The 12412-nt window shown below is 57.0% G+C and carries 10 protein-coding genes; 3 read left to right on the plus strand and 7 right to left on the minus strand.

Annotated features, from left to right (window positions below; all coding sequences use genetic code 11):
• Positions 1-153: 153 nt before the first annotated feature.
• Positions 154-513: a DUF3307 domain-containing protein gene (locus tag ACR0DG_RS05005; protein ID WP_480695013.1), complete on the plus strand. Its 360-nt coding sequence runs from the start codon at positions 154-156 to the stop codon at positions 511-513.
• Between the two features lie 7 nt (positions 514-520).
• Here the strand turns inward: ACR0DG_RS05005 and ACR0DG_RS05010 are convergent, their stop codons facing one another.
• The 7 genes from ACR0DG_RS05010 to ACR0DG_RS05040 all read right to left on the minus strand — a co-directional run bounded on the left by ACR0DG_RS05010 (position 521) and on the right by ACR0DG_RS05040 (position 8498).
• The gene (locus ACR0DG_RS05010) at positions 521-1252 is read right to left on the minus strand and encodes a hypothetical protein (protein ID WP_480694869.1); all 732 of its coding nucleotides are present in this window, start codon (positions 1250-1252) and stop codon (positions 521-523) included.
• Positions 1253-1311: 59 nt separating this feature from the next.
• Positions 1312-2616, minus strand: coding sequence for an NAD(P)/FAD-dependent oxidoreductase (locus ACR0DG_RS05015; protein WP_480694870.1), 1305 nt, complete (start codon positions 2614-2616; stop codon positions 1312-1314).
• Positions 2613-3287: a TetR/AcrR family transcriptional regulator gene (locus ACR0DG_RS05020; RefSeq protein WP_480694872.1), complete on the minus strand. Its 675-nt coding sequence runs from the start codon at positions 3285-3287 to the stop codon at positions 2613-2615. The genes ACR0DG_RS05015 and ACR0DG_RS05020 overlap by 4 nt, the downstream gene beginning before the upstream one ends.
• A complete protein-coding gene (locus tag ACR0DG_RS05025; protein WP_480694874.1) occupies positions 3288-4841 on the minus strand; it encodes a trimethylamine methyltransferase family protein in 1554 nt (517 codons plus the stop codon).
• The gene (locus tag ACR0DG_RS05030; protein ID WP_480694876.1) at positions 4841-7243 is read right to left on the minus strand and encodes a GcvT family protein; all 2403 of its coding nucleotides are present in this window, start codon (positions 7241-7243) and stop codon (positions 4841-4843) included. The genes ACR0DG_RS05025 and ACR0DG_RS05030 overlap by 1 nt, the downstream gene beginning before the upstream one ends.
• A gap of 111 nt (positions 7244-7354) precedes the next feature.
• Positions 7355-7984 (minus strand): glutathione S-transferase family protein, encoded by a 630-nt coding sequence (locus ACR0DG_RS05035; protein WP_480694878.1) that lies wholly within the window; start codon positions 7982-7984, stop codon positions 7355-7357.
• Positions 7985-8000: 16 nt separating this feature from the next.
• Positions 8001-8498, minus strand: a complete 498-nt coding sequence (locus tag ACR0DG_RS05040; protein ID WP_480694880.1) for a class I SAM-dependent methyltransferase — start codon at positions 8496-8498, stop codon at positions 8001-8003.
• Between the two features lie 232 nt (positions 8499-8730).
• Between ACR0DG_RS05040 and ACR0DG_RS05045 the strand changes: the two genes are divergently transcribed.
• Together ACR0DG_RS05045 and ACR0DG_RS05050 are read left to right on the plus strand one after the other, a co-directional pair.
• On the plus strand, positions 8731-10503 hold the full coding sequence (locus ACR0DG_RS05045; protein WP_480694882.1) for an ABC transporter ATP-binding protein: 1773 nt from the start codon (positions 8731-8733) through the stop codon (positions 10501-10503).
• On the plus strand, positions 10496-12406 hold the full coding sequence (locus ACR0DG_RS05050) for an ABC transporter substrate-binding protein (protein ID WP_480694884.1): 1911 nt from the start codon (positions 10496-10498) through the stop codon (positions 12404-12406). The genes ACR0DG_RS05045 and ACR0DG_RS05050 overlap by 8 nt, the downstream gene beginning before the upstream one ends.
• Positions 12407-12412 lie beyond the last annotated feature (6 nt).

Here is a 12412-nt window from a genome sequence, read left to right on the forward strand (position 1 = left end):
CAATACAGACGACGCAAATAGTTTCAAATTTGATCAGATATTCGCCGAGTGTGAACAAGTTCATTTGCGCAACCACACATTAAACCCTAGTCTCGTCCACAGGACGATATCGGGAGGATTCAGTTGCATGCCAATTTAGGCGCAGTGTTTTTGATGCTCTGCTTATTGCAGATCAAACATATGTTTGCGGACTACTACCTCCAGACGCCCAAAATGCTGGCGGGGCGGGCTGAATATTTCCATATGGGACGCGCACAACATGCAGCAGTGCATATTGTGGGCTCGTTCATCGTGTTTTTTCTATTTGGCGCGCCGTGGTCATTTATTTTGATCATCGCGGCACTTGAGTGGATCGTTCATTTCAATATCGATTTCGCCAAAGCCAGCTATTCCGACAAAAAACAACTCATGCCGTCACAGGCCGCCTTTTGGCGCGCTGCTGGACTGGACCAGTGCCTGCACAACCTAACCTATGTGGCGATGGTTTGGGCTTGGGTGAAATTCGCCGCCTAGCGGATATTCAGGCAACATTCTCTATTTCGGATTGTCGGTATGCAGACAACCACTGCCGGTCAATGCGATCTATGCTGGCGGGATCAAACGCCTGCCTCTCTTCCCAGTAACGTCCCGATGGAACGAAATAACCCAATTCGCGTTCCGCCCGCAGGGCTGCAGCCATCCCCGCCGTCGACGGCAAATCAGTCGACAATAGCGCCTCGATCGAAACCGAAGGAAAAACAAGACGACTTTCCCCTCTGGACAGTCGGACGGTGTGACAGCCTTGTGCCGCGCCAAATAAGGCCAAGCGCGCCGACTTCGCCTCGAGCGACCGAAGGGTCACATCTGCGCGCAACGGGTCAGCCGTGCCTTGGCCGTAGAAATGCGTCTGGCCCGATTTCGGGTAAATCATGTCACACCCGAAATACGCTAGAACCGATGGTTTCAACGCGGCCAGAGCCCAATACCCGGCTGTAAACGCCATCGTTCCACCGGCATAAACGAACCCGCCGAATTCGTTTTGCAAAGGAACATATTCCTCTGCACCGACGATCCGTTGACCTGCCGCCAGTACCTGTGGCTGGTTCTCTTGCGGGAAATCCTCGGGGTGGATCAGGATGTCCCAATCCGGGCGAATCCGCCATGCGTTATTGATCGCGACAATATGCGAAAAAGCATCGCGCGCCCAATCTCGCGCTGCCATAGCTGACGGAGCGCTTCCCAATATCAACACGCGTGGCTTCGTCTCGGTCATTCCGGGGTCCTGCCTTTCTCTGCGGTCACAGGAAAGTGTAGAACGTTTTAGGACTTAAACTACCCCAAGACTGAAAAACTGCTTTCTTCGTTGATCGGGCGCTTGCGCGAGTAGAAACCAACATTGATCGTACGCTTGATATAAGGCAGTTCAAACTGCAGCGGGTCAGAGTCGTGATCCGCACCGCTTTCGCAATAGTCGATCAGTGCTGCCATCATCTTTCCAGCGATCGGCGCGTTTTTGTATTGGTTTCCGCTTGTACCGCAAGCCATGTAAAAGCCCTGCAGGCTGGATTTATCATAGATCGGAATCCAGTCGGTCGACGCGTCGTACAAATCAACAACCCCCCGCGTTTTGGACGGAATACCCAAGGTTGGAACACGCTGTGCATAACGCATGGCCTGCGTGGTCCACTGATCGGTGAAATCGTGATTGTAGTTCACGTCATCTTCGCACCATTGATGCGGATCGCATTCCGGGTCTTCTGAACCGACTAGAATGTGGTTGCCATGCTCAGGCCGACAATACAGGGCAATATCGCTGTCTGACACGATTGTACCGTCGTTTTCGAAATCGAACCCTTCAGGCGCGGGGACGTGCACGACCTCTTGACGCAACGGTCGGGTCTCGATGGTCATGTCGTCCAATACGCCCGCCATCTTGTTCACAATCGCCGAGCCCGGCCCGGCAACGTTCACAACAACCTTGGCGTTGATCACCTCACCCGAGGCGAGTTTGACACCGGAAACACGTCCGCCATCCGTCAGAATTTCGACAACCTCGGCACCCGTTCGCAATTCGGCCCCGTGTTGTTTCGCAGCCTCCATAAGGTTCTGCGCTGACAAGGCTGGATCCGTCACGTATCCGGCCTGAGGCCAAAACACGCCCCCTTGCATCTTGCGCCCGTTTGACTGGCCAAACTCGGGGTCATCCATACGACGCGCAGGTGCGTAGCTCTCCAGAGAATACACGGGCAGACGTTCGGTGATTTTCTCAGGTGACCATTCCTCGAACGGGCAATCCAGGTCGGCACTGTTCTTCATGTGCTTGACCAACATCTCATTCGCGTCGGTCTTCATAACCAGGCAACCGGTCTCGCGGAATTGCGCCAGATTGGCATCTGCAGGCAGCCCCAGATACTGGGCCCAGTCACGCCAATAGTGATACCCCTCCCACGCAAATGCGGTGCCATCAAACGTTGAATAGTGCATTCGAATGATCGCGCAGGACCCCGCGGTCGAGCCGTGCCCCACCTGTGTGTTGCGGTCCAACGAAAGGGTTTTCCACCCAGCCTTTGCCATCTCAAACGCGGTGGCTGCGCCGATTACGCCGGTTCCGATGATGATTGCATCTGGTTGGGTCATGACGGATCTCCTTTCCAATAGCGCCTGCAATATGCGCTGAATTCTTCAACTTCTTCGGGTTTGGCTTCGACGCCGGTAAAGGCGTAAAGGTAATGAGGAACCATTGATATCCGGGTCGAGAATGGTTCGTTCAACTGCGCAAGATCATATCCGATCTGCATGTAGTAGAGCACCCTGGCCCGTGTCTCGGCTTCGATCTCGGAATACCCATACCGCGTGAACATTGCGTGCAGGGCCTCAAGGCGACGCGCATCCGACTGATCCAGCGCGCGTCGCACTTTGCCAGACTTGCGCGCCCAATCCCGCACTGCAAAATCAAGCGCAGTATCGAACAGATCGGTATTCACAACACATCTCTGCACGTTGCAGACGGCGGCCGTAATGGTCTGCGCCGGTGCCTCCGCCTGTTGGACCAGCGCCGCTGTATTCAGCGCCTGCCAGCGTGCCAGTAACGCGTCCAGCAATTCCTGACGTGACTTGAAATACCAGTAGAAGGACGATCGCGACACGGCCATCCTCTCTGCCAGATTCAGAACCTTGATCTGGTCGATCCCGTCTGAGATCAGCACATCCATAGCCACGTTCAACCAGTCGTCACGCGTAACTTTAACGTTGCCGACCAGCGGTTCGGCCTCGGGGTCGTCGCGATGGAGGATGGGTTTGGTGTTCATTTAACTCTCCGGCGGCGCGCCGCCCTCCTGCGTCCGTCGGGCGATAAAATCCTGCAACGTATCAAGGCGCCCTGCATCTTGTGTCGGGGCTTGGAAATTGGCGAGGATATCCTTCCACACACCCGTCGCGCGGTGATTGGCATCGACGGCACCGCGTTCGGTCCAGGTTCCGAAGTTGGCATAATCATGCAAGTGCGGCTCATAAAACGCGGTGTTGTACCGCTCCATCGTCTGGCTGGCAGCAAAGAAATGTCCGCTTGGGTCAACCTCGCTGAGCGCGTTGTCAAAGCCGATTTCGTCCGCTCCGGCCTGCGTCCCGGCGCATAGTTCGGCCACCATATTCAGCACTTCGGCGTCGCAGATCATTTTCTCGAAGGATACCGTCAGGCCACCTTCCAACCACCCGGCCGAATGGATTATGACCGTGGCCCCAGCCATGAGACAGCCCCACAGCCCGAACTGGTTCTCGTTCGCTGCCTGCACATCATTGATGTTGGCCGCAGACCCCGCCGCCGACCGCCACGGCAGCCCCAGATGCCGCGCCAATTGTCCTGCAGCGAGCGACGCCTGGAAATGGGATGGTGTTCCAAAGGCCGGCGCACCCGATTTCATGTCAACATTGCTGGTGAACGTTCCATAGCACACCGGAGCGCCGGGATTTGTCAGTTGGGTCAGAGTCAAAGCCGCCAACGCCTCGGCGTGGGACAGAGTAATAGCCCCGGCTACCGTGATCGGCGCCATCGCCCCCATCAGTGTAAACGGCGTGATGATCGACATCTGCCCATGGCGCGCAAAGTCGATCAACCCCTGCGCCATCGGGATATCCAATGTGCGCGGGCTGTTGGTGTTTATGATCGTATAGCAATGCGGGTTGGCGCGAAATTCTGCGTCTGACAAACCGCGCGCCATGGATAGCATCTCAAAGCAATCCATCACTTGCGGCGTACCGCGCGAAAAGAAAAACGGAAACTTGTCCGTCAATTCCATTTGCGCCTGCGTAGTAAAGTAATGGCGCAGATTGGTCGGCACATCCTGAGGTTCGACCTGTGGTGAGATCATCTGGAACACGTCGAAATGATGCGTGAGCTTTAGGAACTCCAGATAGTCCTGTCCGGACGCCGGGCGGCGACCGCGTTCAAGATCTGTTGCGTTCGGGGCACCTGCGCCGGGCTGAAAAACTAGGCTGCCCAGTTCCAGGGTGAAATCGCGCCGCCGTGCCCCTGCCCTGCAGGCGATAGATTTCGGGGCCGAGGCAACCGCCGCCTCAACCAAATCGCGTCCGATGAACACCATTTCGGTGCTTTCATCCACGCGCGCGCCCGCCTTGGCGTAGATACGGCGCGCTTCTGGCAACAGGCATTTCACCCCCAGTTCCTGCAAGACCCGCAATGCCGTTTCATGCATGTCGGCAATCTGGTCTGCTGGAAAAACCTCCATCTGAGGAAACGGGTTTTTGAGCTGACGGTAATTTACATCGCGGCTCGGCGTTGGCTTGGCATCCGCGCCGCGTCCCCGCCGTCGCCGTCCGCGCTCAGAGGTTTGTGAGACGTCCATCAGCCCCTCATCGCCTTGCCCTGCGGGTCGTAGGGGGATGGTGCGACGACACGGGCGGGTCTTTCAACACCGACGACATGCACCGACAGCTCAGTCCCCGGCTCCGCCTTGTCCTGATCAACCAACGCCATTGCCAGCGATTTACCTGTGTAGTGCCCGTAGCCACCCGAGGTCACGAATCCTACGCGTTCATCACCGGCCCAAACAGGTTCGTACCCGCTGGCATCCGCATCCAGTGCGTCCACCTCAAGCGTCACCTGTACCTGTGCGGGTCCGTTGCCGTCACGCTCAGCGATGGCAGCGTCTTTGCCGAAGAAATCCTTATCCCAGTCGATCCAGCGGTCCATGCCTGTCATGCCGGGCGTGTAGGCTTGGGTGAATTCCGCCGACCAGATACCAAAGCTTTTTTCCAACCGCGTCGAGAGCATAGCGTTAAAGCCACATTCGCGGATACCCTCGTCAGCTCCGGCCTCCAACAGCATCCGGCGCAGTTTGATGTGATCGCCATAGCGGCAGTTGATCTCGTATCCCTTCTCACCCGTGACCGACATACGCGCGACGCGGGCACGAACCAGACCGATATCGAAATCCCCACAGCCCATGAATTTCAGGCCCGAGATATCCTGCTCTGCCGGTTTCTCAATTACCGCCTGCGATTTCGGTCCGACCACGGCGAACCCACAGTATTCCTCGCCCAAATCGCGAACGGTGACGCCGTCCATCATATAATCATCAAACCAGCGCATATGCCAGGCACGCAGGTAATAGCTGCCCATGATCCACCAGGTGCCATCGCCCCAGTTGAGCACGGTCAGATCGCCTTTGAGCCGCCCATTCTCGCCCAGCATCGGGGCCAGCTTGGCGCGCCCCGGCGCGGGCAGTTTTGAGGCCATGACCTTATCCAGCCAGGCCAGCGCATTCGGACCCGTTACCTCGAATCGCGAAAAGCCCGAGATATCCAGCAGACCCACGCCTTCCCGGATCACCTTGCATTCCTCAGCTACGATATCGTGCGCGTTCGACCGTTTCAGGGTCGGTGTTTCCTCAAACCCTTTCGGCGCAAAGTACAGCGGGACCTCAAGATCCCAGCTGAGGCCCCACTTGCATCCCGCCTCGGTCATCGCGTCATGGGCCGGAGCCATTTTAAGGGGACGGCCCGCAGGCAGTTGTTCGTTCGGATAGGTCATCACGAAACGGCGCGAATAGAACTGACCCGTGGTCTCGCGAATATAGCGCTTGTTCTGCGCGAAATCGCCATAGCGCGCCACGTCCATCGGCCATGCGTCGGCCTCGGGCTCACCATGGATCATCCACTCGGCCAGCGTTTTACCGACGCCACCGCCCTGCAGGAACCCGGCCATCACCGCGCAGGCCGACCAATAGCCCCGCTTGCCCGGCACCGGACCGACCAGAGGGTTGCCATCGGGCGAGAAGGTGAACGCGCCGTTCACCCATGTCTTGATGCCCACATTCTGAATTGAGGGGTAGCGTTCGAAACCCAGCGTCAGTTCATTCTCGATCCGGTCGAGCTGTTCCTGAAACAGCTCCTCGCCATAGTTCCAAGGCGCGCCGTCCATGGCCCAGTGTTCGTGGTCAACCTCGTAGATGCCAACCAGAACACCCTTCTGATCCTGCCGCATATAGGTGAACCCTTCGAGGTCCACGGTCATCGGCATCTCAAAATCCGCCTGCGCAACCTCGGGTACCGTATCGGTTATCAGATAGTGGTGTTTCAGCGGAGAGACCGGCAGCTCAACCCCTGCCATACGGCCCACCTGTTTGGCCCAAAGACCCGCGGCGTTCACCACATGCTCGCAGGTGATCGTGCCCTTGTCTGTCACAACCTGCCAGCCATCGGCGGTCTGGATCAGTTCCTCGACCTTGGTTTCTTCATAGTATTCGGCACCTCGTTTCTTGGCCGCTGTCGCATAAGCCTGCACCGTGCCAGTCGTGTCGATATAGCCCTCGCGATCGGCCCACATCGCGCCCAACACACCATCGGTGGACATGATCGGGCAACGCTTCTGCGCTTCTTCGGGTGAAAGCAACTCGCAATCATCAATGCCAATAGACTGGAAGATACGGTAGTTGGCCTGCAGCCATTCCCACCGCTCGGGCGTTCCCGCCAGTGTCAGACCACCCGTCATATGAAGCCCGATATTCTGGCCTGATTCCTTTTCAATCTCGCTCAGCAAGTCGATGGTATAAGCCTGCAGTGAGGCCATATTGGGATCCGCATTCAGCGCGTGAATACCTCCGGCTGCGTGCCACGATGATCCCGAAGCCAACCGTCGCCGTTCCAGCATGACCACATCTGACCAACCGAACTTGGCAAGGTGATAGAGAACGGATGCCCCGACAACACCACCTCCGATGACGACAACACGATACTGAGATTTCATCCCGCACTCCCCCGCATGACTCGCACAGGACGCTAGACGCACTGTTCACATCTGTCTAGACATTTCTGTACAGTTCACTGCGCGAAACAAGTGCCCTCAGGAAGCGGTTATTTAAAGCTGTGCGCTTGGGCGTTCCGAGATCTTGTCAAACCATGCCTGCGTCGCGACGTTTTGCGACGGGATACGCATTTTGATAACGCGTGCGAAATTGACAAAAACATAGGTGGATATATCGGCGAGACTAAAGCTATCGCCCGCCACAAAAGGACTGTCTGAAAGACGTCCTTCCAACATCTGGAAAAACCGGCCAACGCGATCGGTGCCGCGCTGTGCCAGCTCGGGGATTTGCGCATACCCTGTCGGCCCCGGTATTGCGCGACCTTCGAACGCGGGATGCGTATTGCGCAGCGCCTCGGCAATTGGCATTCCGCCCTGCTGCTCAACGATGCTGTTCCACATTAGCACCAAGCCTTTTTCGTCCGCAGTGCGTCCCATCAAAGGCGGCTCGGGGCTGTACGCCTCAAGATAAGCGGCAATCCCAAGGTTTTCCGTCAACACGGTACCATCGTCAGTGATCAAAACCGGAAGCGTCGCATTGGGATTTATGGCGCGAAACGCTTCGCTCAGTTGCTCTCCTTTCGCGATCGAGATGTCGCGTGTTTCGATCTCCAACCCTTTTTCCGCGATAAACATCCGGGCCCGACGCGGATTGGGGGCGGTGGAACAATCATAGAAAAGCATATCGGTCCCCCTGCGATCAGCGTCGGTAGACAAAGCAGCGACCGACAACCGCGCCTGCAGGCAAGGGTAGCTCGGTCAGCTTTTCAAAATACATCCGGTCACTGGAAACCATCAACCCGCCCGGTGCGAGCAGCGGTTCAATCAAAGGCGATACGAAACGGGCGAAGGCGTCGTTCTTTTCGCGGTTGTGACCCCCAAGGTCTGCGTGGATCAGGCTGGCGGTCGCTCCGAACCGATCGGTTGCCGCTGGTAAGGTGTCGCGCACGTCTCCAAGAATTACGCGGTCCTCTGGCGGCGTGGAATCAGGGTGCGAGGCAACGGCCCGCTCGAACACGTAAACCGGTCGGTTCCGAATATATTGAACCATGTGGTGATAGGTCCGCCCGTTACCCAATCCCAGTTCGAATACGGGTCCGGACATGCCGCTTGTTTCGGCGATTGCGTAATCCAGACACGCACGTTGCGACACCATACGGTCAATAAACAGGTCCAGGCGGCTTTGGGGATCGGGCACGGGAAATCTCTCCTTGATATCTGCCGACGTATAACCACAGGCAGACGTCGCATTAGATGACAAATCCTCAAGGCTTTGTGTAGGCAATTTGGCCCCAGTTTCATAATACCGCGACATTTCTACCCAAGAACGGGTTTGACTAGTTGGGCCCAACCGAGCGAAACTATGTCAAAAAACACGGGGAGTTGAACTAGCTCATGCCGAGTATCGGCCTAACGGGTGGAATACCCGTATGACTGCTTTGTTGTCTGTCAGAGACCTGAGAATCGGCTTTGGTGCCGGTGAAGCTGTGGTCAACGGCGTCAGTTTTGACGTCGAGGCCGGGCAGACTCTGGCGTTGGTCGGCGAGTCGGGATCGGGCAAAACCATCTCTTGCCGGGCTGCCTTGCGGATCTTACCGCGCACGGCGCAGATACGATCGGGCACAATTACGCTGAACGATTCCAAAGGCATGGAAGATCTTACAGCGATCACCGAGCGTCAGATGCGTAATATTCGGGGCAATCGGGTCTCGATGATTTTTCAGGAGCCGATGCGATCGCTGTCCCCCCTGCACAAGATCGGCAATCAGGTCAGCGAAGTTCTGTGGCTGCACCGCGGTGCATCCGAAGCGGAAGCGCGCAAAGAGGTGCTGACACAGTTCGAGCGCGTCGGCTTCCCCGACCCGCAACGCGCCTATGATTCTTATCCGTTCGAGCTGTCGGGCGGGATGCGTCAGCGCGCCATGATCGCCATGGCCATGGTGTCCAAACCGGAACTGCTGATCGCCGACGAACCTACGACCGCGTTGGACGTCACGACGCAGGCTCAGGTTCTGGGACTTATCAAAGAATTGCAGCGCGAAACCGGGATGGCCTTGATCCTTGTGACGCATGACCTTGGCGTGGTCGCCAACATGGCAGAACAGGTCGTGGTCATGCACAAGGGTCGGGTGATGGAGGCTGGCGCCGCTGCGCCAATCCTGACGTCTCCGGCACATCCTTACACCCAACAATTGTTCGATGCCGCCCCAGCGATCCCCGACAAGGATGCCGTCGGCATTCCGATGCCCGCAGATGACCTGATCCTGCAGATGAAGGATGTCTCTAAGACCTACACCATGCGGTCGAGCAAAGGATGGCAAGGGGACCGATTGATCCACGCGTGCCGAGGCGTTGACCTAAAACTGGCGCGTGGCAAAACGCTGGCAATCGTTGGCGAAAGCGGATCGGGAAAAACCACAGCGGCCCGCATCGCGCTGGGGGCCGAGCCCCCTGACCCCGGCGGTGAAGTTCTTTTTCGCACGTCACCTGCAGATCAGCCGATCACTGTCCACCACATGAGCCGCGCCCAGCGCACCGCTTTTCAGCGCAAGGCCCAAATGGTATTTCAAGACCCATACAGCTCGCTCAGCCCAAGGATGCGCATTCAGGATGCGATGACCGAGCCGCTGGAGATTCACAAGATCGGCTCACCTTCCGAACAACGTGATAAAGCGGCCGAGATGTTGCAACGGGTCGGGCTGAATGCGGACATGCTGAAACGTTACCCGCACGCTTTTTCAGGCGGTCAGCGCCAACGGTTGTCGATCGCAAGGGCAATGATGCTGGACCCGCAACTTATCGTTTGCGACGAGCCGACCTCGGCCTTGGATGTTTCCGTGCAGGAACAAATCCTGACTCTGCTGGAAAACCTGCAGGACAGTTTGAACCTGTCTTATTTTTTCATCTCGCACGACCTTGCAGTCGTGGCCCGCATTGCCGACGAGGTTGCGGTAATGCGACGAGGCCTTGTCGTCGAACAGGCCCCACCCGAAACTTTGTTCTATAACCCGCACCACCCCTACACCAAGGCGTTGATTGCTGCTCAACCGGAACCCGACATCAACCGGCCCATCGACTTGAATCTGGTTGCTTTAGGCGCCGGTTCGCCGGACAGTTGGGATGACGCCTTCCGATTTACCGACTCCATGATACCTTCATTGGTAGAGATGGAACCCGGCCATAAGGTAAGATGCCATGTTTAAGACCACTCGCCCCCTGTTAATGGCCGCCGCCCTGTGCACATCGTGGATGACGACTGCATGGGCAGAAACGCCTCAAGCCCAGGAAAATGATTTTTGGGCTGACGAGGTCAGTTCCGGGAATCTCCCGCCTGTTGACGAACGTTTGCCTTACGAGCCGCTGATCGTCGATCTGGCAGCAAAGGGGCGTGAGTTTGGAACGCCGGGCGGAACGCTCCGCACGATGGTGACCCGCTCGAAAGACATCCGCCAGATGGTCGTTTATGGCTACGCGCGGTTGGTCGGGTTCGACGAAAACTATGAGATTGTGCCTGACCTGCTGTCCTCGTTTGAAAACGAAGGAAACCGCAAATTCACGTTGAAGCTGCGGGAGGGGCACAAATGGTCAAACGGGTCGCCCTTCACGTCCGAGGACTTTCGGTACTGGTGGGAAGATGTCGCCAACAACGAACTGCTTAGCCCATCAGGGCCGCCAGATTTCCTGATCGTCGAGGGCAAAGCGCCAACAGTAACATTCCCGGACGAAACGACCGTTGTTTTCGAATGGGACGAGCCCAACCCGGATTTCTTGCAATCGCTGGCGCAAGCGCGACCACCATTTATTTATCGCCCGTCCGAGTTCCTCAAACAGTACCACGAGAAATTCGCGGACGTAGAGGAACTGGCGTTTCAGGTTGAAGATGCGCGTGTCACCAGTTGGGCGGCCCTGCACAACAAGTTGGACAACCTGTACAAGTTCGACAATCACGAACTGCCGACCTTGCAACCCTGGCTGAATGCAAGCTCGGGTAAGAAGATCCGCCACAACTTTGTCCGCAACCCCTACTATCACCGCATCGACAGCAATGGCGTACAGTTGCCCTATATCGACGTGGTCGAGATGGAGATTGTGGCACCCGGTCTGGTCGCAGCAAAAACCAATGCCGGTGAAACTGATTTGCAAGGGCGTGGTCTGGCGTTCCGCGATGCTTCGATCCTGAAAAAAGGCGAAGCTGGCGGGAACTACAAGACATTGCTGTGGAAAACCGGCGTTGCCTCGCAAATCGCCATTTACCCCAATCTGAACTACGCCGATGATGGATGGCGCGAAGTGCTGCGGGACGTGCGCGTTCGCCGGGCATTGTCACTGGGGATTGACCGCAAAACGATCAACCAAGCGCTGTACTTCAAACTAGCACAACCCGGCGCCATGTCCGTTTTGCCAGCCTCACCTTTCTATGACGAGGAAAATGCCAACGCGTGGGCGCAGCACGACGCCGATATGGCCAATAAACTGTTGGACGAGGCTGGATTGAACGAACGCGACAAGAATGGCATTCGCCTGTTGCCAGATGGCCGCCCGATGGAACTGATTATCGAAACCGCTGGCGAACGTCAGGAAGTTGAAAATGCGCTACAGATCGTCACCGACACATGGCGCGAAATCGGCGTTGATCTGGTGATGCGGCCGCTGGACAGGGACATTCTGCGCAACCGCGTGTTTGCCGGAAATACCATGGCATCCGTGTGGTTCGGCTGGGATGACGGCATTCCACAACTGCACACTTCACCCGCATACCTGGCCCCGACCGATCAGGTGTTTCTGGCATGGCCCAAATGGGGGCAATATTACCAGACCGGAGGCGAAGCCGGTGAGCCGCCCGACATGCCCGAAGCTGAACGTCTGATGCAGTTAGCTCATGACTGGGAAATCGCTGAAACCGACGCCGAGCGCGAGGCTGCATGGGGTGAAATGTTGAAAATCCACGCAGATCAGCTTTACGCTATCGGTATTCTGAATGGGGCACCCCAGCCAATTGTCGTGTCGAACCGTCTGCGTAACGTCCCCGAACAGGCCATGTGGGCGTGGGAGCCCGGCGCGCATTTCGGCATTCATCGTCCGGACGAGTTTTTCTTCGCCGACTGACAGGAG

It is taken from the genome of Ruegeria sp. BG8, from assembly GCF_056538325.1.

Coding starts and splice junctions, on each gene's coding strand:
- ACR0DG_RS05020 (WP_480694872.1), bottom strand. CDS start 3,287: ATGAACACCAAACCCATCCTCCATCGCGACGACCCCGAGGCCGAACCG.
- ACR0DG_RS05050 (WP_480694884.1), top strand. CDS start 10,496: ATGTTTAAGACCACTCGCCCCCTGTTAATGGCCGCCGCCCTGTGCACA.
- ACR0DG_RS05015 (WP_480694870.1), bottom strand. CDS start 2,616: ATGACCCAACCAGATGCAATCATCATCGGAACCGGCGTAATCGGCGCA.
- ACR0DG_RS05005 (WP_480695013.1), top strand. CDS start 154: ATGCTCTGCTTATTGCAGATCAAACATATGTTTGCGGACTACTACCTC.
- ACR0DG_RS05045 (WP_480694882.1), top strand. CDS start 8,731: ATGACTGCTTTGTTGTCTGTCAGAGACCTGAGAATCGGCTTTGGTGCC.
- ACR0DG_RS05025 (WP_480694874.1), bottom strand. CDS start 4,841: ATGGACGTCTCACAAACCTCTGAGCGCGGACGGCGACGGCGGGGACGC.
- ACR0DG_RS05010 (WP_480694869.1), bottom strand. CDS start 1,252: ATGACCGAGACGAAGCCACGCGTGTTGATATTGGGAAGCGCTCCGTCA.
- ACR0DG_RS05035 (WP_480694878.1), bottom strand. CDS start 7,984: ATGCTTTTCTATGATTGTTCCACCGCCCCCAATCCGCGTCGGGCCCGG.
- ACR0DG_RS05030 (WP_480694876.1), bottom strand. CDS start 7,243: ATGAAATCTCAGTATCGTGTTGTCGTCATCGGAGGTGGTGTTGTCGGG.